Origin of the sequence: Streptomyces sp. GD-15H (assembly GCF_045291515.1) — a bacterium.
Lineage (GTDB): Bacteria > Actinomycetota > Actinomycetes > Streptomycetales > Streptomycetaceae > Streptomyces.
In genome coordinates this window covers 1,055,379-1,076,258 of record NZ_CP149447.1, presented here as the reverse complement: position 1 = coordinate 1,076,258, position 20,880 = coordinate 1,055,379, and the positions used below count along the sequence as shown (strand labels likewise).

The window sequence follows — 20,880 nt, the reverse complement described above, 5'->3', positions numbered from 1 at the left end:
ACGGACCGAGAGGGGGCCCGAGCATGACGATTCTGGAGAGCATCCGGCAACCACGTGACCTGAAGGCGCTGTCCGAGGCGGAACTCGGTGAACTGTCCGAAGAGATCAGGAAGTTCCTGGTGCACGCGGTCGCCAGGACCGGAGGCCATCTCGGGCCCAACCTGGGCGTGGTGGAACTCACCGTCGCCCTGCACCGGGTCTTCGAGTCACCCGTCGACCGCATCCTGTGGGACACGGGTCATCAGAGCTATGTCCACAAGATCCTGACGGGGCGTCAGGACTTCTCCAAGCTGCGCGGCAAAGGAGGCCTGTCCGGCTATCCCTCGCGCGAGGAGTCCGAGCACGACGTCATCGAGAACAGCCACGCCTCCACGGCCCTCGGCTGGGCCGACGGACTGGCCAAGGCCCGCCGGGTGCAGGGGGAGAAGGGCCACGTCGTCGCCGTGATCGGCGACGGCGCCCTGACCGGTGGCATGGCCTGGGAGGCGCTGAACAACATCGCCGCCGCCAAGGACCGCCCGCTGATCATCGTCGTCAACGACAACGAACGTTCCTACGCCCCGACCATCGGCGGCCTCGCGAACCACCTGGCGACCCTGCGCACCACCGACGGCTACGAACGGGTGCTGGCCTGGGGCAAACACGTACTCCAGCACACCCCCGTGATCGGCGACACCGTCTACGAGGCGCTACACGGCGCGAAGAAGGGCTTCAAGGACGCCTTCGCCCCCCAGGGCCTCTTCGAGGACCTGGGCCTGAAGTACGTCGGCCCCATCGACGGGCACGACGTCAAGGCCGTGGAGTCCGCCCTGCGCCGCGCCAAACGCTTCCACGGGCCCGTCCTGGTCCACTGCCTCACCGAGAAGGGCCGCGGCTACGAACCCGCCGTCGCCCACGAGGAGGACCACTTCCACGCCGTCGGCGTGATGGATCCCCTCACCTGCGCGCCGCTCGCACCGGCCGGCGCACCGTCCTGGACCTCGGTCTTCGGCGAGGAGATCGTCCGCATCGGGGAGGAACGCGAGGACGTGGTGGCGATCACCGCCGCCATGCTGCGTCCGGTCGGCCTGGGCGCCTTCGCCGAGCGGTTCCCGGACCGGGTCTGGGACGTCGGCATCGCCGAGCAGCACGCCGCCGTCTCCGCGGCCGGGCTGGCGACCGGTGGTACGCACCCCGTCGTCGCCGTCTACGCCACCTTCCTCAACCGCGCCTTCGACCAACTGCTGATGGACGTGGCACTGCACCGCTGCGGGGTCACCTTCGTCCTGGACCGGGCCGGGGTCACCGGGGCCGACGGGCCCTCGCACAACGGCATGTGGGACCTCTCGGTGCTCCAGGTCGTCCCCGGCCTGCGCATCGCCGCACCACGCGACGCGGACCAGCTGCGCGCCCAGTTGCGGGAGGCGGTCGCCGTCGACGACGCGCCGACGCTGCTGCGGTTCCCCAAGGAGCCCGTGGGCCCGGCGGTCCCGGCGCTCGACCGGGTCGGCGGCATGGACGTGCTGCATCGCGCCGGCGATCCCGAGGTACTGCTGGTGGCGGTCGGCGTGATGGCGTCCGTCTGCCTCCAGGCCGCCGAGCTGCTCGAAGCCCGTGGCGTCCGCTGCACCGTGGTCGACCCCCGTTGGGTCAAGCCCGTCGACCCGGCGCTGGTCGGGCTGGCCGCCGCGCACCGGCTCGTGGCCGTCGTCGAGGACAACAGCCGCGCGGCGGGTGCGGGCTCGGCCGTGGCACTGGCGCTGGGTGATGCCGATGTCGACGTACCGGTACGGCGGTTCGGTATCCCGGAGCAGTTCCTCGCGCACGCCAAACGCGGCGAGGTGCTGGCCGACATCGGCCTGACGCCCGTCGAGATCGCCGGCCGGATCAGCGCGAGTCCGACCGTCAGGGACGAGTTGTCGAAACAGCCGCAGGACCGACAGGAGCCACCGCTATGACCATCGCGGAGTCCGCGCCGGAGCCGTCGCGGGCCGGGGAGTTCGACCTCGGCGCGCTGCTGGCCGAGCGCGGAGCCGAGCGCTACGAGCTGCACACCCGGTACCTCAACCACCAGCTCCCGCGCATGCTGCACACCATCGGCTTCGACAAGGTCTACGAACGAGCCGAGGGCGCCCATTTCTGGGACGCGGACGGCAATGACCACCTGGACATGCTCGCCGGATTCGGGGTGATGGGCCTGGGGCGCCACCACCCCGTGGTCCGCAAGGCACTGCACGACGTCCTCGATGCCTCGCTCGCCGACCTCACCCGTTTCGACTGCCAGCCGCTGCCCGGTCTGCTGGCCGAGCAACTGCTCGCGCACAGCCCCCATCTGGACCGGGTGTTCTTCGGCAACAGCGGAACGGAGGCGGTCGAGGGCGCGCTGAAGTTCGCCCGCTACGTGACGGGCAGACCGCGTGTCCTGTACTGCGCGCACGCCTTTCACGGACTGACCACCGGCTCCCTGTCCGTCAACGGCGAGTCCGGCTTCCGCGACGGCTTCGCCCCGCTGCTGCCCGACACGGCCGTACCGCTCGGTGATCTCGACGCGCTGGAGCGGGAGCTGCGGAAGGGGGACGTCGCCGCGCTGATCGTCGAGCCGATCCAGGGCAAGGGCGTGCACGAGGCCCCGCCCGGCTATCTGCGCGCCGCGCAGGAGTTGCTGCACCGGCACAAGGCGCTGCTGATCGCCGACGAGGTGCAGACCGGCCTGGGGCGGACCGGCGACTTCTACGCCTACCAGCACGAGGAGGGGGTCGAGCCGGACCTGGTGTGCGTGGCCAAGGCGCTCTCCGGCGGTTATGTGCCGGTGGGGGCCACGCTCGGCAAGGACTGGATCTTCCGCAAGGTCTACTCGTCGATGGACCGGTTGCTGGTCCACTCGGCCAGTTTGGGGCAAACGCCCAGGCGATGGCCGCGGGTCTCGCGGTCCTGTCGGTCATGGAGAACGAGCACATCGTCGCGCACGTCCGGGCCACCGGTGAGCTGCTGCGGTCCCGGCTCGCGGCACTGACCGAGAAGTACGAGCTGCTGGCCGACGTCCGCGGCCGGGGCCTGATGATCGGCATCGAGTTCGGCCGGCCGCGGTCGCTCAGGCTGCGCGGCCGCTGGGCCGCGCTGCAGGCCGCACGCAAGGGACTCTTCGCGCAGATGGTGGTGGTCCCGCTGCTGCGGCGGCACAGGATCCTCACCCAGGTCTCCGGCGACCACATGGAGGTGATCAAACTGATCCCGCCGTTGATCATCGACGAGCGGGACGTGGACCGGTTCGTGGACGCCTTCACGGCGGTGATGGACGACGCCCATGACGGCGGTCTGGTGTGGGAGTTCGGCAGGACCCTGGTGAAACAGGCGGTCGCCAACCGGTGAGACACTGGTCCCGTCCGGCCGTGATGCCTGCCGGGCCGTGACACCCGGCCCGTTTTGCCCATGAGGCAAGAAATTTGCCCCGCGGGCAATAATGCTGCTGAATAGGGTCATGAGCACCCCCGAGGCCGAGCAGGCGGCCGAACCGGCCGCCGCGCTTCCCGCGGTCGCGCCGCACCTGCGCGCGCTGCGCCGCCGGGCAGGCCTGACCCTGGAGGCCGCGGCCCGCGACGCGGGGCTGTCGCCCGCCCATCTCTCCCGGCTGGAGACCGGGCAGCGTCAGCCCTCGCTGCCCATGCTGCTCTCCCTGGCCCGGATCTACGGTACGACCGTCTCGGAACTGCTCGGCGAGACGACCGCCGACCATGACACGGTGCTGCGCGCCGCCGACGTGGAACCGACCGTCGCGGGCGGCTGGACGTACCGGCAGGCCGGCTCCCCCGGGCGCGGGATGCAGGCCCTGCGGGTCGAGGTGCCCCACGGCTCCCAGGGCGGCATCGTGCGGGTCCACCCCGGTGAGGAATGGCTGTACGTCCTCAAGGGGCGGCTGCTGCTGCGACTCGGGGACGCGCTGCACCGGCTGGCCCCGGGCGACAGCGCGCACTTCGACTCGCTGACCCCGCACCGTATCGCCGCTCAGGACCCCGACGGGGTCGAGCTGCTCTTCGTCCATACCCTGTTGCAGAGCCCCACGGCCACCCTGTGCCTGGGCCCCACCCATGGAGATGTGTCATGAAAGACCTGGAGGAGAAGTTCCCTCGCGCCCTGTGGGTGAGGCTGTTCGTCTACGTCGTGGTGGGGCACCTCTTCGCGGGCTTCATCTACCTGCTGTTCGAGCTGGGCGCGAAGCAGTAGCCCTCAGCCGGGCAGTGCCCCAGTGAGGCACTGCCCGGTCGAGCAGTGCCTCAGTCGAGCAGACGCTCGCGCAGTCGCTCCCGGCTCTCGGGGGTGAGCCCGAGAGCCGTCTCGAGATAGGGGTCCACGCCGCCCCAGGTCTCCTCGATGGTCTCCAGGGCGGCCGACAGGTATTCGGCGCGGGCGTCGAACAGGGGGTCGAGCAGCTCCATGACCTCGGGGGAGTAGGCCGAGGCGGGGCTGCCGCTGCGGCGCACCTTGTAGCGGCGGTGCTTGGCGTTGGACTTGAGGTAGTCGTCGAAGATCGCGTCCCGTTCCACGCCCAGGGCGAGCAGCGTCACCGCCACCGACACGCCCGCGCGGTCCTTACCCGCCGCGCAGTGCATCAGCGCGGGGACGCCGTCCTCGGTGAGTGAGCGCAGCACCTGGGAGTGCTCGGCGGTGCGTTCCCTGACGGTCATGCGGTACGAGGCGATCATCCGGTCCGCCCCCTTGCCGTCGGCGAGGAGCGAGCGCAGCTGGTCCAGGTCGCCGTCGCGGACCATCTTCCAGAACCGGGCGCCGCCGGCCGGGTCGCTCAGCGGCAGGTTCACATTGCGCACACCCGGCAGTTCGATGTCCTGCCCGTCCAGCTTCTGGTCGGCCGTGTTGCGGAAGTCGAAGACGGTGTGCAGTCCCAGGGAGGACAGGAAGGCGGCGTCCGACGCGGTGGCGTGGGCGAGATGACCGCTGCGGAACAACACTCCGTGCCGCACCCGGCGGCCGTCCACGGTCGGCAGTCCGCCCACATCGCGGAAGTTCCGCACTCCGGTCAGCTCGGGTTCGGTCGACGGGATGTGTTGCGTCACGGGGGCCCCTCTCCCACTCGCCGCCGCCGGCGCGGCGGCGCCGGCGGGTGTCACCCGACGATACGACATGCCTGTCAGGGGCAATGAGTTGTCCGTGGATCGGCCGGCGCGGACCTTCCGAACCCACCGTCCGGCCGGAGCGGGACGCCCGCGATCCCCCAATTAAGGGCATTCTGTCCGTTTAGCGGATTTCGCCAGAACATGCCCAGATGTGAGGGGAAATGGGGAAGGCGTGGTGAGCATCGTCATATCGGTGACGATGTGTTGTCATCATGCTCACGTAATTCCGGCGTTTCGCAGGGGAATTCGGGGGGCGCGGGAAATCCGGGACGACTCTGGGTGACGGTGTTCAGGTAAATGGATCACGGAAAAGCGCCTTCGCTCGGAACCTCTCGCTTGTCCCTTTGCGTCGTGGTCGCCTACGTTCGCCATCGATCCGGACGGACGCCTAATCCTGCCGCCGCCCGGAGCCCGCACACACTGACCCGTGTACGGCAGGAGCGGGGGACCCACAGGTACGACTGCCTGTTCCGGTCTCCGGAACAGGCTTGGGGTTAAGCCGCGTTTCGACGCGGCCGGGCATCTCCAGTCCGAACCCGACAGCTCACCTCGTAGGCGCCGGAGAGGAAATTCGTCATGCCCGCAAAGGGTAAGCACCGCCTTCCCAGCGCTTCGCGCCTCACCCGTTCCATCGCCGTCGCCGGCGCCGGTGGCGCCGCGCTCGCCCTGCCGCTTCTCGGCGCCACCGGCGCGAACGCCGCCACTCCGCAGGCGGCCCCGGAAAAGGCCGTCCAGTCGTTCTCCGTCACCGACAAGAAGGCTGACGGAAAGAAGGCCGACAGCGGCAAGAACGGCGACACCCGCACGTACATAGTCAAGGGCGGCGACTACCTGGCGAAGATCGCCGAGTCCGAGAACGTCGACGGCGGCTGGAAGCAGCTCTACGCCGACAACCGTGAGGCCGTGGGTGACGACCCGTCACTCATCCACCCCGGCCTGAAGCTCTCGGTCGACGGCAAGGCCGCGACGAGCGCGCCGAAGAAGTCCAGCCCTTCCGGTTCCACTGCTCCGTCCGCCCCGTCCTCCGCGTCGAAGTCGTCGGCCGGGCAGCCCGCCGAGAAGTCCGCGCCGAAGGCCGCTTCGGTGGCCTCGAAGCAGTCCGCTCCGAAGGCCTCCTCCGGCGCCACGACCGCGAAGCAGGTCGCGAACACCTCCGGTTACAGCTCGCCGGTGCCCGGCAGCGGCCTCGGCACCGCCTACAAGGTGGCCGGCAGCATGTGGTCCAGCGGCTACCACACCGGTGTCGACTTCGCCATTCCGACCGGCACTTCCCTGAAAGCCGTCGGCCCGGGCACCGTCGTCTCCGCGGGCTGGGCCGGTGCGTACGGCAACCAGGTCGTCATCAAGCTCAACGACGGCCACTACGCCCAGTACGCCCACCTGTCCTCGCTGTCCGTCTCGGCCGGCCAGACCGTGAGCGGCGGCCAGCAGGTCGGCCTCTCGGGGTCCACCGGCAACTCGACCGGCCCGCACCTGCACTTCGAGATCCGCACCACGCCGAACTACGGCTCGGACGTGGACCCGGTCGCCTACCTCGGTTCGAAGGGCGTCTCCCTCGGCTGACCCCCGCGACAGCCTGCCTGACACACCGCCGAAGGCCGGACCCCGATCCCCGGGTCCGGCCTTCGGCGTGTTTCGCCCCTCAACGTCTTTGCCGACTATTCCGGAATGAGGCACTGCTTCGGGAGTGGCTTATCTCACCGTACGTCAATCCCTTCCTACGGTCGCGTAGGTCACATTCGAAGGTGAATCATGTCCCTTCGTGGCAGACGATTCGAAGAGTGACAGCAATTCAGTGATCGGGTCGTACGTGGCGGTGGGGGACAGCTTCACCGAGGGCGTCGGCGACCCCGGCCCGGACGGGGCGTTCGTCGGCTGGGCCGACCGGTTCGCCGTACTTCTCGCCGACCGCCGTCCCGAAGGCGACTTCCAGTACACGAATCTCGCGGTGCGCGGAAAACTGCTCGACCAGATCATGGCCGACCAGGTTCCGCAGGCCGTCGAACTGGCTCCCGCACTGGTCTCGTTCTGTGCGGGTGGCAACGACATCCTCCGCCCCGGCACCGATCCGGACGAGGTGGCCGAGCGCTTCGAGCGGGCCGTCGCCGCGCTCACGGCGGTCTGCGGCACGGTCCTGGTGACGACCGGGTTCGACACCCGTGGAGTGCCGCTGCTCAAGCATCTGCGCGGCAAGATCGCCACCTACAACGGACACGTGCGGGCCGTCGCCGACCGGTACGGCTGCCCGGTGCTCGACCTGTGGTCCCTGAGGAGCGTCCAGGACCGCAGGGCCTGGGACGCCGACCGGCTCCACCTGTCGCCCGAGGGGCACACGCGCGTGGCGCTCCGCGCGGGCCGGACTCTCGGCCTGGAGGTCCCGGCCGACCCGGAGCAGCCCTGGCCCCCGCTGCCGCCGCGCGGCAACCTCGACGTCCGGCGGGACGACGTCCACTGGGCGCGCGAGTACCTGGTGCCGTGGATAGGGCGCCGGTTGCGCGGGGAGTCGTCGGGGGACCACGTGACGGCGAAGGGGACGCTGTCCCCGGACGACATCAAGGTGCGGATCGCCTCGGTGGCGTAACGCCGGGCGGGAACGGCCGCGGCGGGCACGGGAGCGGATGCGGGGGCGGGTGCGGGCACGGACTCCCGCACCCGCGAACCGGAGCCCTCGGGGGCCATCGCCCCGTGCGGCCGGTTCCGTCCCGTCCGACACCGCGGTACCGGGCAGTCCGCACATAATGGGGTTTCTGACCGACTCCGCTGGGAGGCATCGTGGCCGGTTTCCGTTCCCAGAGCTCCGGGCTCCGTGCGCTGCGACCCGCGGCCTTCGGCGCGGACCCGAGTGGTGAGCGCATGGCGCGCATCCGCAGATCCCCGCACTACCGGGACGGGGTGTTCCAGAACCCCGGGGGCCCCACCCGGTCCCGGCCCGCGGGCTCGTCCCGAGACCTGGCGAAGACCTACTTCGACAAGGACACCCGGTACAACCGTGCGCCGCACGGCACCGTACCGGTGCACTCCACCACCCTCGCCGACCTGGCCCGCCCGCCGGCCACCGGGCTGCGCCTCACCTGGATGGGCCACTCCAGCGTGCTCGCGGAGATCGACGGTCAGCGGGTCCTGTTCGACCCCGTGTGGGGAGAGCGCTGCTCCCCTTTCCCCTTCGCCGGGCCCCGACGGCTGCACCCGGTGCCCCTGCCGCTGGCCGCGCTCGGCCCGGTCGACGTCGTGGTGATCTCGCACGACCACTACGACCATCTGGACCTGCCCACCATCAAGGCGCTGGCCGGCACGGACACGCTGTTCGCCGTGCCGCTCGGAGTGGGCGCTCATCTGGAGCACTGGGGCGTGTCCGCCGACCGGCTGCGCGAACTGGACTGGCACGAGGCGGCGCGGATCGGGGGGCTCACCCTCACGGCCACCCCGGCCCGCCATTTCTGCGGCCGGGGGCTGCGCAACACCCAGCACACCCTATGGGCCTCCTGGGTCGTCGCGGGTGCGGAGCACCGTGTGTACCACAGCGGTGACACCGGCTACTTCGACGGTTTCAAGGACATCGGCGCCGACCACGGCCCGTTCGACGCGACGATGATCCAGATCGGCGCGTACTCGGACTTCTGGCCCAAGGGCAGGCCGGACCCGCTCCCGGGACCGGGCTCCTGGCCCGAGATCCACATGAACCCGGCCGAGGGCATCCAGGCCCATCTGGACCTGCAAAGAGGCCGCCCGGACGGTGTCTTCCTGCCGATCCACTGGGGCACCTTCAACCTGGCGCCGCACCCCTGGGCGGAGCCCGGCGAGTGGACGAGGGCGGCCGCCGACGCGGTCGGTCAGCCCGCCGCCTTCCCCGTCCCGGGCCTGCCGTTCGAACCCGCGGGAGAGCTGCCGACGGAGACCTGGTGGCGGGACGTGGGACACGTCCCGGACCACAAGTGGCCGCTACCCGACCCCGTCACGGATTCCTCCGCCTCCTCCCACGGGGACCTGGACCTGGTGGGAGAGGACTGACGCCGCCCGAAGCCGTGGCCCACGCTGCTACGGAGAGTAAAAATCTTGCGGACATCCCTCAGGTACGAAGGGTTCTCGGGGACCGCTTCGACGGAGCGACCGCGGCCGTTGTGGCGGTCCGGGTGAGTGGACGACGGAAGGACGAGGGCCGGGGAGCCGTGAGCTCCCCGGCCCTCAGCGTTTTTCCCGTGACCACTTCTGACCAGGTTGGATCGAGCCGTGACGGTTTCTGGGTGGCTCGCTGACGGGTTTATCGGTCTGTCGTACGACGCCTCATACCAGAGCGGGACGCTGTCCGGGCAAGTTTGTCAACTGCCCACCGCGCGTGATGCGGTGGTGACTACGGTGAGTGCCGATCGGGCGACGCATGGCCGACGCCCTCGGCCTTTCGGTGCGCTCCCGACCGGTACGGCGACACCGCGACGACACCAGTCGTCGCCAGGCACATCGCGTCCCGGGGGCGTGCCCATCAGATCGGATCAGGGAGCGGGGACCGGTACGTGCAGGCAGAAGGCGGACGAGGGAGCCGACGGGGCGAGGGGTCCCGCCGACCGGGCCCGGCCAACGTCTCGGGCGTGCCCGGCACCCGGAACCGACGGACCAGTACCAGTTCGAGGACACCGATGCCCGACTCCCGCGCTCCGGCCTCCCGCACGGACCGGCGGGAGGGCGGACGGCACGGACGCCCGCCCTCCCGGCCCGCCCCCGCGTTCCCCGAGACACAGATACGGCCCCAGCTGCTGCGGCTCGCCGTGCTGCCGCCCGTCGCGGTCGCCCTCAGCGCCTGCGCGGCCGTGCTCTTCACGGTCCGCTCCACCGGAGTACGACCCGACGCCGCACTGTGGGCCGTGCTCGGCGGCGCGGTGTCGGTGGCCCTGGCCGGCATCGTCATCGCCGCCGTGGCCGCCGACCGCGCGGCCCGCTCCGTGCAGGAGAGGGTGGAGAGCCTGCGCCGGAGCACGGCCCGGCGCGAGGCCGACCTGGGGGGCCTGGTGGACGCCCTGCGCCGGGGAGAGGGCCCGCCACCACGGAGGCAGCACGACAGGACGCCGGAGGACGCCGACGACTTCGACCTGCTCGCCGCCGACCTGTCCCGGGCACACGACGGCGCCGTCACCGCCGTCGTGCAGGCGTCCCAGCTCTCCAGCCAGGCGGGCAGCGAACAGAAGCTCGAGGTGTTCGTCAACCTGGCCCGGCGCCTGCAGTCCCTGGTGCACCGCGAGATCTCCCTCCTCGACGAGATGGAGAACGAGATCGAGGACCCCGACCTGCTCAAGGGCCTCTTCCACGTCGACCATCTCGCCACCCGCATCCGCCGCCACGCCGAGAACCTCGCCGTGCTCGGCGGGGCCGTCTCCCGGCGGCAGTGGAGCAACCCCGTCCCCATGACCGAGGTGCTGCGCTCGGCCATCGCCGAGGTCGAGCAGTACTCGCGGGTCAAACTCGTACCGCCGATCGACGGCACCCTGCGCGGGCACGCCGTCGCCGACGTCATCCACCTGCTGGCCGAACTCGTCGAGAACGCCACGTTGTACTCCGCCCCGCACACCCAGGTCCTGCTCCGCGCCAACCTCGTCACCTCCGGGCTCGCCGTCGAGGTCGAGGACCGCGGGCTCGGCATGCCCGTGGGCGAGCAGGACCGGATGAACGCCCTGCTCACCGACCCGGACCAGGTCAATGTGGCCAGCCTGCTGGCCGACGGGCGCATCGGTCTGTTCGTGGTCTCGCAACTCGCGAAGCGGCACGGCATCCATGTCCGGCTGCAGAGCAACATCTACGGCGGAGTGCAGGCCGTGCTCGTCGTGCCGCAGTCACTGATGGGGGCGGAGCCGTGGGTCGCGGGGCAGGTCACGGGACAGCCGCGAGAGATCGGGGCGGTGCCGGGCGCGGAGTACGGCGACGGGCCGACGCCCGCGCACCCCGTGCCCGCGGATGTCCCGCTGCCCGGACCCGCCGGGTACGGCACCGGCCCGCTGCCCGATCCGCAGGCGGGCGCCGGCCCCGGACCGCTGCAGGGGCACGGGGCGCCCCGCACCCCGGTGCCGCGTGCCGCGGGACCACGGTCGCACCGCCGCGACCACGCCACCGTGCCGGCCCCGTCGCCCCCCGACGGTGTGGCGCCACCCCTGCCGCTGCGCGGTGCCCGTCCGGTACGGCCCAACCCGGCCGAGGCGATGCCCGGCGTCAACCCCGACGACCGGCGGATCCTGACGGAGAACGGGGCGGGGACCGGAACCGCTCCCCGCACCCCGCGCGACGGCACGGTGCGCGGCACCATGGGCAAACCCCAACTGCCCCGTCGCCGCGCCCAGGAGCACCTCGCGCCCCAACTTCGCGACGGTCCCACGCCGCGTCAGGAGACCGAACACGTCGCCGGTCACGACCCCAACCTGATGGCGGTCTTCCAACGGGGCGTCAGCCTCGCCGAAACCCAACAGCCCATGGAAGTCGGCCACATGGGGCGCGACGACATGGGGCGCGCGGACACGGGGGGCGACGACAATGCCGGCGAGCGCATGGTGGGCGACCCCGCGGCGTCCGTATCCATGCTGCCCCCACGGCCGATGGACGCCCACCTCATTGATCCGCTCCACACCACCCAGACCCGTGCCGTGGAACCCCACACCATGGAGTCCCACACGATGGAGTCCCACACCATCGAGGCACGCCACATGCCCGCGGTGCCCCGGGAAACGGGCGGTGCCCACGACGGAGTGCCCGCGTCCCGCACCGACCACACCGCCCGGGACGACGGGAGCGCACCCGCCGGATGAGTATGCCCGCACCCACTCCCAGCGCTCCCGCAGACCTTCGTACCCCAAGGAGTCGATCCACCATGGCGAGCGATGCGCCGACCGCCCACGTATCCGATCTCGACTGGCTGATGAGCGGCCTCGTGCAACGGGTACCGCACACGTCAAGTGCCGTGCTGCTCTCCTGCGACGGGCTGGTGAAGTCCGTGCACGGCCTCGACGCGGACAGCGCCGACCACATGGCCGCCCTGGCCTCCGGCCTCTACTCGCTCGGTCGCAGCGCCGGTATCCGCTTCGGCGACGGCGGCGACGTCCGCCAGGTCGTCGTCGAACTCGACTCGACCCTGTTGTTCGTCTCCACCGCCGGTTCCGGCACCTGCCTCGCGGTGCTGGCCGGCCGAGAGGCCGACGCGGCGGTGCTCGGCTACGAGATGGCGATGCTGGTCAAGAGCGTCCGGCCGTATCTGATGACCGCTCCCCGGCAGCACGCCGTCGCACCCCCGGTGATGAGGCCTTGAACGTGGCGGCGGTCGGCGACGGCCCCTGGCTGGACGACGCGGCCGGGCGGCTGGTGCGCCCCTTCACCGTCAGCGACGGCCGTACCCGCCCCACCGTCGAACTCGACCTGATGTCGCAGGTGATGGCCACCGGGGCCACCCCTTTCGGCTACCTCGGCCCCGAGCACGCGCAGGCGCTCGACCTGTGCCGCGCGCCCCTCCCGGTCGCCGAGGTCGCCGCCCATCTCAAGCTGCCGGTGGCCGTCACCAAGGTGCTGCTGGCGGACCTCGTCGACTGCGGGGGGCTCACCACCAAGCCCCCCGTGTTCGACCACAACCCGACGGACCGGGCCCTTCTGGAGGCAGTGCTCGATGGACTACGACGACGGCTCTGACCGCGGCGCCGGGGCCGACCCGTTCCCCACCGCGCTCAAGATCCTCGTGGCGGGCGGGTTCGGCGTGGGCAAGACCACCTTCGTCGGCGCGGTCAGCGAGATCGCGCCGCTCAGCACGGAGGAACTGCTCACCACGGTCAGTGCCGCCACCGACCGGCTCGACGGGATCGAGAACAAGGCCGAGACGACCGTGGCGATGGACTTCGGTCGCATCACCCTGGACCCGGAGCATGTGCTGTACCTGTTCGGCACACCGGGTCAGGAGCGGTTCTGGTTCATGTGGGACGAACTCTGCGAGGGCGCCCTCGGCGCGGTCGTCCTCGCCGACACCCGGCGCCTGGAGGAGTGCTTCGCCGCCGTCGACTTCTTCGAGCAGCGCGGCCTCGGCTTCGTCATCGCCGTCAACGAGTTCGACGGCGCCTTCCGCTACGACCCCCAGGAGGTGCGCGCCGCCCTGGACCTGACCGACGAGATCCCCGTCGTGTGCTGCGACGCCCGGATGTCCCACTCGGGCGTCCAGACCCTGCTGACCCTGGTACGCCACCTCATCGCCCCTGCCCCAACCCCCGTAACGGGATATGGCGCCCACATGTGATCCCCGCACATCACCACGGAGCCCGTCTATGCGTTTTGCCCACACCCAGGGAGCCCGCCCATGAGTGACGACCCGTCCCGCCCGGCCGGTCGTCTCCTGCTCACCCCCGAGGACAAGGAGGCCCCGGCCCGCACCCAGCGGCTGCGCCGGCTGGGCCTGGGTGAGCGCCCCGAGCCCGCGCTCGACGCCTTCGCGTATGGCCTCTCCGAGCTCACCGGGGCGGCGTACGCCATGGTCAACTTTCTGGGGAAGGGCGGGCAGTTCTTCGCCGGTCTGCACGCCCCGGCGGTCGCGCCCGTCGTCCGCGGCGACGGCACCGGCGCCCTGCTGGGCCGGGCACTGCCCCGCGACCACGGCTTCTGTCCCCATGTGGTGGCCCGGCGTAAGGCCCTGGTCCTGGGAGACGTGAGCGACTACCCGCGGTTCGCGGGCAATCCGGTCGTGGACGGGTTCGGGGTGCGCTCCTACCTGGGCGCCCCGCTCATCGACAGCACCGGCACGGTGCTGGGCACCGTGTCGGTCTCCGACATCCGGCCGCGGGCCTGGGGATGGGCGGGACTCACCGCCATCAAGGAGCAGGCCGCGGACCTCGTCGTACGGCTCGAACGCGGAGAGACCGGCGGTCTGCCGTTCTGAACACGGAGACCCGGGGCCGCGGAGACACCGACGGGCTGCCGTGGTGAATCCACGGGCCTGGTGAGCGTGGGCCGATGGGGTGATGGTGTGAAGGAAAGCTGTGGCCACGCTTAAGAAATCCTCGATGGACCGGTGAGGGTGGCGTACGGCAGATTGCAGTGCGAATCCACTCCGCCTCCCGGCCTGGGCTGCTCCGGCATGCCCGGGAACCGGGACTCACCCTCAGGAGTCGTGGCGTTGAAGGCGCTCGTCAAGGAGAAGGCCGAACCCGGGCTGTGGCTCGCGGACGTCCCGGAGCCGGCCGTCGGGCCCGGCGACGTGCTGATCAAGGTGCTGCGCACCGGTATCTGCGGCACCGACCTGCACATCCGGTCCTGGGACGGCTGGGCGCGGCAGACGATCAGTACTCCGCTGGTCCTCGGGCACGAATTCGTGGGGGAGGTCGTCGAGACGGGCCGGGACGTCGGCGAGATCAAGACCGGTGACCGGGTCAGCGGCGAGGGACACCTCGTGTGCGGCAAGTGCCGCAACTGCCTGGCCGGACGACGGCACCTGTGCTGCGCCACCGTCGGGCTCGGCGTCGGCCGCGACGGCGCGTTCGCCGAGTACGTCGCGCTGCCCGCGACCAACGTCTGGGTGCACCGCGTGCCCGTCGACCTCGATGTCGCCGCGATCTTCGATCCGTTCGGCAACGCCGTGCACACCGCCCTGTCCTTTCCGCTCGTCGGGGAGGACGTCCTGATCACCGGCGCCGGACCGATCGGCCTGATGGCCGCCGCCGTGGCCCGGCACGCCGGAGCCCGCCATGTCATGATCACCGACGTCAGCGAGGAGCGTCTGGAACTCGCCCGTAAGATCGGCGTGAGCCTGGCGCTGAACGTGGGGGAGTCGGCCCTCGCCGACGGGCAGCACCTCCTCGGCCTGCGCGAGGGCTTCGACGTCGGCCTGGAGATGTCCGGCCGCCCCGAGGCGATGCGGGACATGATCGCCAACATGGCCCACGGCGGCCGGATCGCGATGCTGGGCCTGCCCGCCGAGGAGTTCCCGGTCGACTGGGCCCGGATCGTCACCTCGATGATCACCCTCAAGGGCATCTACGGCCGTGAGATGTTCGAGACCTGGTACGCCATGTCCGTGCTGCTGGAAGGCGGCCTCGACCTCTCCCCCGTGATCACCGGCCGGTACTCCCACCGCGACTTCGAGGTGGCGTTCGAGGACGCGGCGAGCGGCCGCGGCGGCAAGATCATCCTCGACTGGACGGCCTGACCTCGGCACACCCGTCCCGGGCACACCCGTACCGGCACCCACCCAGTACCTTCCTCGGCATTCTCCTCATCCGCGAGCACCTTCATCCAGGAGCTTCCCCATGTTCGACTCCGTGCGCGACGACCTCCGCACCACCCTCGACGAGATCCGTGCCGCCGGACTGCACAAGCCCGAGCGCGTCATCGGCACCCCGCAGTCCGCCACCGTGAACGTCACGGCCGGCGGCCGTCCCGGTGAGGTCCTCAACTTCTGCGCCAACAACTACCTCGGCCTCGCCGACCACCCCGAGGTGCTCGCCGCCGCCCACGAGGCCCTCAACCGCTGGGGCTACGGCATGGCGTCGGTGCGCTTCATCTGCGGTACGCAGGAGGTGCACAAGGAACTGGAGGCCCGGCTGTCGGCGTTCCTCGGCCAGGAGGACACGATTCTCTACTCGTCCTGCTTCGACGCCAACGGCGGCGTGTTCGAGACGCTGCTCGGCCCGGACGACGCGGTGATCTCCGACGCGCTCAACCACGCGTCGATCATCGACGGCATCCGGCTGTCCAAGGCCCGCCGCTTCCGTTACGCCAACCGTGACATGGCGGACCTGGAGCGCCAGTTGAAGGAGGCCGCCGAGGGCGGGGCGCGGCGCAAGCTGATCGTCACCGACGGCGTCTTCTCCATGGACGGCCATGTCGCGCCGCTGGCCGAGATCTGCGACCTCGCCGACCGCCACGACGCCATGGTCATGGTCGACGACTCGCACGCCGTGGGCTTCGTCGGACCCGGCGGGCGCGGTACCCCCGAACTGCACGGCGTCATGGACCGCGTCGACATCCTCACCGGCACCCTCGGCAAGGCGCTCGGCGGTGCCTCCGGCGGCTATGTCGCCGCCCGCGCGGAGATCGTCGCCCTGCTGCGCCAGCGGTCCCGGCCGTACCTGTTCTCGAACACACTCGCCCCGGTGATCGCGGCGGCCTCGCTGAAGGTCCTCGACCTGCTGGAGTCCGCGGACGACCTGAGGGTCCGGCTGGGCGAGAACACCGCCCTGTTCCGCCGCCTGATGACCGGCGAGGGCTTCGACATCCTCCCCGGCGACCACCCCATCGCCCCGGTGATGATCGGCGACGCGGCCCGCGCGGGACGCCTGGCGGAACTGCTGCTGGAACGCGGTGTGTACGTGATCGGCTTCTCCTATCCCGTGGTGCCCGAGGGGCAGGCCCGGATCAGGGTCCAGCTGTCCGCGGCCCACTCCACCGAGGACGTGAACCGCGCGGTGGACGCCTTCGTGGCGGCGCGGGCGGAGCTCGACGCCTGAGCGGAGCGCGCGGCGGCGTTTGAGAGGATCGGTCTCATGATTGAGGTGCGGCGGCTCCACGTCCTGCGTGCGGTGGCCGACCACCGTACGGTCACGGCGGCTGCCGCCGCGCTGTATCTGACCCCTTCGGCCGTGTCCCAGCAGCTCACCGCGCTGGAGCAGGAGACCGGCCATCGGCTGGTGGAGCGCAGCGCCAAGGGGGTACGGCTGACGCAGGCCGGCGAGATCCTGCTCGACCACACCCACGTGGTCCTCGCCCAGCTGGAGCGGGCCGCGGCCGAACTCGCCGCCTACAGTTCGGGCGCGGCCGGTACCGTCACCATCGCCTCCTTCGCGACCGGGATCGCCCAGGTCGTCGTCCCCGCCGTGGTCGACCTCGCCGCCACGGCGCCCGGGATCCGCCTCCACGTCCAGGACGCCGAGGGCGACGCCAGCCTGCCGATGCTGCTGGACCGGCAGATCGACGTCGCCGTGGCCGTCGAGTACCGGGGGGCGCCGCCCGCCGACGACCCGCGGCTGACCCACCTACCGCTGTACGCGGAGCCCTTCGACGCGGTCGTCCCCGTCAGCCACCGGCTGGCCGACACCGCCGAGGTGCCGCTCGCCGAGCTGGCCAAGGACCCGTGGATCGGCCCCTACCCCGGCAACCCCTGCCATGACGTCCTCGTCCTGGCCTGCGAGAACGCCGGATTCCAGCCTCGTCTGGAGCACACCTCGGACGACTTCCGCGCGGTGGTGGCGCTGGCCTCGGCGGACGTGGGCGTCGCCCTGGTCCCGCGCTCGGCGCTGCGCGGCATGGACCTGACGGGCGTCGTCGTCCGCCCCGTCGACGGAGTGGCACCCACCCGCCGGGTCTTCGCCGCCGTACGCCGGGGAGCCGAGGAGCACCCGCTGATCCGCCCGGTGCTGGACGCGCTCGGCGAGGCCGCCCGAGCGGCGTAGGCCTGTCGCGGGGAACCGCCCGGCGCCCGAGGGCAGTCCCGGCGTCCTGCGGCCGACGCCCCTCTGCCACAAGCGCCTGGGCACGGTAACGGTCTCCCCTTCCACCAGGTGATTGAACAGGCCCCGGCGGCCGGACAGAACAGCCGGAAGGCAGTCCAGCAGGACGTCAGTCAGTGGCAGAGCCACGACCACCAGAACCTGCCCACCCATATCAATGTCATATCAATGTCAGTGGCGGCCGTTACCGTTCCTGCCATGCCGGATGCCGAAGACGTACGACGGATCGCCCTGTCCCTGCCGGACACCGCGGAGAAGATCGCATGGAGCATGCCCACGTTCCGGGTCGCGGGGAAGATGTTCGCCACCCTGCCCGAGGACGAGACGTCCATCGCCGTGCGCTGTCCCAAGGAGGAGCGGGACGAACTGGCCCTCGCCGAACCGGGGAAGTTCTGGATCGCGGGCCATGAGGCGCAGTCCGCCTGGGTCAGGGTCCGCCTCACCGCACTCGACGGCGAGGACGAACTGCACGACATCCTCGCCGACTCCTGGCGTCAGGCGGCCCCACCCCGGCTGCTCGAAGCGCATCCCCGGCTGGGGCTGCCGTCCGTGGGCTGAACGGCCGACGGGTGTTGTCAGTGGCCCGTGGCGAGGTCTCACGCCGGCACCGCGCCCGTCGCGTCCGCCGTATCCGCTCCACCCGCGACGAAGCCCGTGATCCGCTCCCGGAGCGAGGCGGCGTCGAGACCGTGCGCGGCGACGTGCTCGTCGAACTGCCCGTACCGTCGCAGTTCCCGCCGGCCCACGCCCAGCCCCAGCACCCGGTGCGGCACATCGGCCAACGCGTCGTTCGCCTCCGCCACCGACGTGCCCGCCAGGTACGGCTCGACCAGGACGACGTCCGCTGCGGCGGTCCCGGTGGCCCGCCGCAGCGCGGCCGCGTCGAAGGGACGGACCGTGGTGGCGTACAGGACGGTGACGTCGAGCCCCTCCGTGGCCGCGAGGACGGCGTCCAGGACGGGCCCGACGGCGACCACCACTCCGGAGCGGCCCTCGCGGACGGTGCGGAAGCGCTCACCGTCCACCGGCAGCGGGTGCGTGTGGGACTGCAGGGACAGCCGCACATACACCTTGTCGTCCCCGGCGGCCACCGCATGCCGCAGCAGCGTCTCGGCCTCGTCCGGATGCCCCGGCACATGCACGGTCCAGCCGTCCAGGGTGTCCAGCAGCGCCACGTCACCGGGAGCCATGTGCGTGTAACCGGCCAGGCCAGTCGAAGGAGGCGGCGGCGCTCACCAGCACGGCACCCGCGCTCTGATGCCCGAGATCCAGCTTGACCTGCTCGAAGGGCCGCTCGACGAGGAAGCTGGCGAACGTGTGCACGACGGGCCGCAGGCCGGTGAGCGCCATCCCCGCGGCGGCTCCCACCAGGAGCTGCTCCCGGATGCCGACGTTGACGACCCGGTCCGGATGCCGGCGCACGGCCTCGGTGAAGGCGTCCTTGCCGACCTCGGCGAGGACGACGGCGACCCGGGGATCCTCGTCGAGCAGCCGGGTGACGACAGGGGCGAATCGGTCACGCATGGTGTCCACGGAAGTCAGTCCTTTCCTTACCGCATACCGAACACGACTGAAAGAAGGGAGAGGGTTCACGCGTACTTCGGTTCGACCCGGGCCACCACCACGTGCGGCAGGCCCGGATGCGGCGCGGTGAACGCGGCATACAGCGCCTCGTGGTCACGGCCGTCGACCGTGAGCGCGGACCAGCCGGCCGCCTCGAAACGCGCGACGATCCCGCCGGGCCGGGCGTGACTGGCGGAGGAGTTGTCGACGACGACGGTGTGCAGCCGTTCCAGACCGGCCGGCCCGGCGAAGGCGATGGCCTCGTGGTTGCTGCCCTCGTCGAGTTCGGCGTCGCCGATCAGCACCCACACCCCCGGTCCGTCGAGCCCCTGCGCGCGCAGTCCCAGCGCCGTGCCGACCGCGAGCGGCAGCCCGTGCCCCAGCGATCCGCTGCCGATCTCGGCCCCCGGCACCAGCACCCGGTCGGGGTGGTGGCCGAGCGGGGAGTCGTACGAGCCGAAGCCCGGCAGCCACTCCACCGGCAGGAAGCCCTTGGCGGCCAGCACGGCGTAGTACGCCATCGGTCCGTGCCCCTTCGACAGCAGGAAGCGGTCGCGCCCGGGGTCGTCCATCAGTTCGGGGCTCACCCGCAGCACCCGGTCGTAGAGCACCCACAGCACGTCCAGCGTGGAGGTGGCGGCAGGCCCGTGCTTCTCGTCCCCGGTCATCCGGCCCATCAGCCCCGGCAGATCCGCGAACCCGTACGTATGCGTGTGTTCCTCGGTGATCGTCATACGGCGATCGTGCAACCTCAACCAAACTTCAGGTCAAGCTCCGCCGTGCAAACGGGTGCGCGATCACCGTCCCGAGTGCGGTATTGTTTCCGTGCACGTTGATCCGGGGGAATTCCCAGGTCAGACGGGCATCGGGACGTGGCGCAGCTTGGTAGCGCACTTGACTGGGGGTCAAGGGGTCGCAGGTTCAAATCCTGTCGTCCCGACCAGCTTGTAGCAGGTCGGAGGCCGTCTTCTCATGGATGAGGAGACGGTTTTTCGTCGTCCCCGGTGCGGCGGTCGTACGATGTGTGACCTGTGGAGGTGTCGTCTGTGGATGCGCCGCCGCCCCTTTGGCAGGGGACCATGACAGGGAGTCGCCCATGACCACGGCACGGGACCTGATGATCGTCGCCCTCGACACCCCCTCCACTCCTCCCGTGGCGCAGGGTGAGCTGTCGCTCGCGCTCGCGGGGGCGGAGCTGATCGACCTCATGGACGCCGAGGCCGTCACCCTGGACGAGCACCTTGTCGTACCCAGGCTGCCGCCCGCCGGCGGTGAGGGGCCGCTGCGCGAGGCCGCATCGTCACTCGTGCGGCAGGCGCCCTACGAATCCGTCGAGGACTGGTTGTGGCGCCGGGGCCGTGACCTGGCCGCCGCCCATCTTGCCGCCCTGGAGTCGGAAGGGCTGGTCACCCGGCCGCACGCCCGCCGGATCTCCTTCCGGGCGGACCCACCGGTGCCGACCGATTCGTCGGCCCGGAGCCGGGCGGCCGGCCGCTGGGCGTCGCGTGAACCGGTGCTGGCCGGCCTCGCCGCCGCCGCGGGCATCGGGGAACAGCCGACCGACGACCTGGTCGCCGAGATCGCCGACGAACAGGTGGTGACCGTCCTGGCCGCCGTCAACGACGCCGTCATGGAACTGGAGGCCGTACGGCAGCGGCGAGGCCTCGAGAGCGCGGCCTTCGACAACGTCTGGCGAGCTGTTTGACGCATTCCATGGTTGATTCGTCCATGGATGTCCTTGATGTCGCGTTGTGTACTGC

At 71.0% G+C, this 20,880-nt stretch carries 18 protein-coding genes, 1 tRNA gene, 2 pseudogenes and 1 riboswitch; of the genes and pseudogenes, 18 read left to right on the top strand and 3 right to left on the bottom strand.

Features of this window, described 5'->3' with window-relative positions; translation table 11 throughout:
• The first annotated feature begins 23 nt into the window (after positions 1 to 23).
• The 4 genes and pseudogenes from dxs (at position 24) to WJ438_RS05315 (ending at position 4,200) form a co-directional block, all read left to right on the top strand.
• The gene (gene dxs, locus WJ438_RS05330; RefSeq protein ID WP_406724184.1) at positions 24 to 1,937 is read left to right on the top strand and encodes a 1-deoxy-D-xylulose-5-phosphate synthase; all 1,914 of its coding nucleotides are present in this window, start codon (positions 24 to 26) and stop codon (positions 1,935 to 1,937) included.
• Positions 1,934 to 3,348, top strand: a pseudogene (locus WJ438_RS05325) (aspartate aminotransferase family protein). The gene dxs and the pseudogene WJ438_RS05325 overlap by 4 nt, the downstream one beginning before the upstream one ends.
• 109 nt (positions 3,349 to 3,457) lie before the next feature.
• Complete coding sequence (locus tag WJ438_RS05320; protein ID WP_406724183.1) at positions 3,458 to 4,081, top strand: helix-turn-helix domain-containing protein; 624 nt, start codon at positions 3,458 to 3,460, stop codon at positions 4,079 to 4,081.
• Positions 4,078 to 4,200, top strand: a complete 123-nt coding sequence (locus WJ438_RS05315) for a DUF6126 family protein (protein WP_055595265.1) — start codon at positions 4,078 to 4,080, stop codon at positions 4,198 to 4,200. The genes WJ438_RS05320 and WJ438_RS05315 overlap by 4 nt, the downstream gene beginning before the upstream one ends.
• A gap of 50 nt (positions 4,201 to 4,250) precedes the next feature.
• Here WJ438_RS05315 and WJ438_RS05310 read toward each other — a convergent pair whose 3' ends face one another.
• Positions 4,251 to 5,048: a tyrosine-protein phosphatase gene (locus WJ438_RS05310; protein WP_406724182.1), complete on the bottom strand. Its 798-nt coding sequence runs from the start codon at positions 5,046 to 5,048 to the stop codon at positions 4,251 to 4,253.
• 468 nt (positions 5,049 to 5,516) lie between these two features.
• Positions 5,517 to 5,681: riboswitch (cyclic di-AMP (ydaO/yuaA leader) on the top strand.
• A gap of 3 nt (positions 5,682 to 5,684) precedes the next feature.
• Here WJ438_RS05310 and WJ438_RS05305 point away from each other — a divergent pair.
• The 12 genes from WJ438_RS05305 to WJ438_RS05250 all read left to right on the top strand — a co-directional run bounded on the left by WJ438_RS05305 (position 5,685) and on the right by WJ438_RS05250 (position 18,115).
• A complete protein-coding gene (locus WJ438_RS05305; RefSeq protein WP_406724181.1) occupies positions 5,685 to 6,671 on the top strand; it encodes a peptidoglycan DD-metalloendopeptidase family protein in 987 nt (328 codons plus the stop codon).
• A 232-nt stretch (positions 6,672 to 6,903) separates the two neighbouring features.
• Entirely contained in the window at positions 6,904 to 7,689 is a 786-nt protein-coding gene (locus tag WJ438_RS05300; protein WP_406729597.1) for an SGNH/GDSL hydrolase family protein, read from the top strand.
• 191 nt (positions 7,690 to 7,880) lie between these two features.
• On the top strand, positions 7,881 to 9,116 hold the full coding sequence (locus WJ438_RS05295) for an MBL fold metallo-hydrolase (RefSeq protein ID WP_406724180.1): 1,236 nt from the start codon (positions 7,881 to 7,883) through the stop codon (positions 9,114 to 9,116).
• 623 nt (positions 9,117 to 9,739) lie between these two features.
• Positions 9,740 to 11,890 carry an ATP-binding protein gene (locus tag WJ438_RS05290; protein ID WP_406724179.1) on the top strand — a complete coding sequence of 717 codons (2,151 nt, stop codon included), beginning with the start codon at positions 9,740 to 9,742 and terminating at the stop codon, positions 11,888 to 11,890.
• Positions 11,891 to 11,952: 62 nt separating this feature from the next.
• Entirely contained in the window at positions 11,953 to 12,387 is a 435-nt protein-coding gene (locus tag WJ438_RS05285) for a roadblock/LC7 domain-containing protein (RefSeq protein WP_406724178.1), read from the top strand.
• 2 nt (positions 12,388 to 12,389) lie between these two features.
• On the top strand, positions 12,390 to 12,761 hold the full coding sequence (locus WJ438_RS05280; protein ID WP_406724177.1) for a DUF742 domain-containing protein: 372 nt from the start codon (positions 12,390 to 12,392) through the stop codon (positions 12,759 to 12,761).
• A complete protein-coding gene (locus WJ438_RS05275; protein WP_406724176.1) occupies positions 12,739 to 13,356 on the top strand; it encodes a GTP-binding protein in 618 nt (205 codons plus the stop codon). The genes WJ438_RS05280 and WJ438_RS05275 overlap by 23 nt, the downstream gene beginning before the upstream one ends.
• 60 nt (positions 13,357 to 13,416) lie before the next feature.
• Entirely contained in the window at positions 13,417 to 13,992 is a 576-nt protein-coding gene (locus WJ438_RS05270) for a GAF domain-containing protein (RefSeq protein WP_406724175.1), read from the top strand.
• Positions 13,993 to 14,229: 237 nt separating this feature from the next.
• A complete protein-coding gene (gene tdh, locus WJ438_RS05265; RefSeq protein WP_406729596.1) occupies positions 14,230 to 15,258 on the top strand; it encodes an L-threonine 3-dehydrogenase in 1,029 nt (342 codons plus the stop codon).
• Between the two features lie 100 nt (positions 15,259 to 15,358).
• Positions 15,359 to 16,558 carry a glycine C-acetyltransferase gene (locus WJ438_RS05260; protein ID WP_406724174.1) on the top strand — a complete coding sequence of 400 codons (1,200 nt, stop codon included), beginning with the start codon at positions 15,359 to 15,361 and terminating at the stop codon, positions 16,556 to 16,558.
• 36 nt (positions 16,559 to 16,594) lie between these two features.
• Positions 16,595 to 17,500, top strand: coding sequence for a LysR family transcriptional regulator (locus WJ438_RS05255; RefSeq protein WP_406724173.1), 906 nt, complete (start codon positions 16,595 to 16,597; stop codon positions 17,498 to 17,500).
• 255 nt (positions 17,501 to 17,755) lie between these two features.
• Positions 17,756 to 18,115 (top strand): MmcQ/YjbR family DNA-binding protein, encoded by a 360-nt coding sequence (locus WJ438_RS05250; protein ID WP_406724172.1) that lies wholly within the window; start codon positions 17,756 to 17,758, stop codon positions 18,113 to 18,115.
• 38 nt (positions 18,116 to 18,153) lie between these two features.
• Here WJ438_RS05250 and WJ438_RS05245 read toward each other — a convergent pair.
• A pseudogene (locus WJ438_RS05245) lies at positions 18,154 to 19,090 on the bottom strand (transketolase family protein).
• A 56-nt stretch (positions 19,091 to 19,146) separates the two neighbouring features.
• On the bottom strand, positions 19,147 to 19,854 hold the full coding sequence (locus WJ438_RS05240; RefSeq protein ID WP_406724171.1) for a transketolase: 708 nt from the start codon (positions 19,852 to 19,854) through the stop codon (positions 19,147 to 19,149).
• Between the two features lie 132 nt (positions 19,855 to 19,986).
• On the opposite strand from WJ438_RS05240, the gene WJ438_RS05235 reads away from it, so the two are divergent.
• Together WJ438_RS05235 and WJ438_RS05230 are read left to right on the top strand one after the other, a co-directional pair.
• Positions 19,987 to 20,063, top strand: a tRNA-Pro gene (locus tag WJ438_RS05235).
• A 153-nt stretch (positions 20,064 to 20,216) separates the two neighbouring features.
• Positions 20,217 to 20,825, top strand: a complete 609-nt coding sequence (locus tag WJ438_RS05230; protein WP_406724170.1) for a GPP34 family phosphoprotein — start codon at positions 20,217 to 20,219, stop codon at positions 20,823 to 20,825.
• Positions 20,826 to 20,880 lie beyond the last annotated feature (55 nt).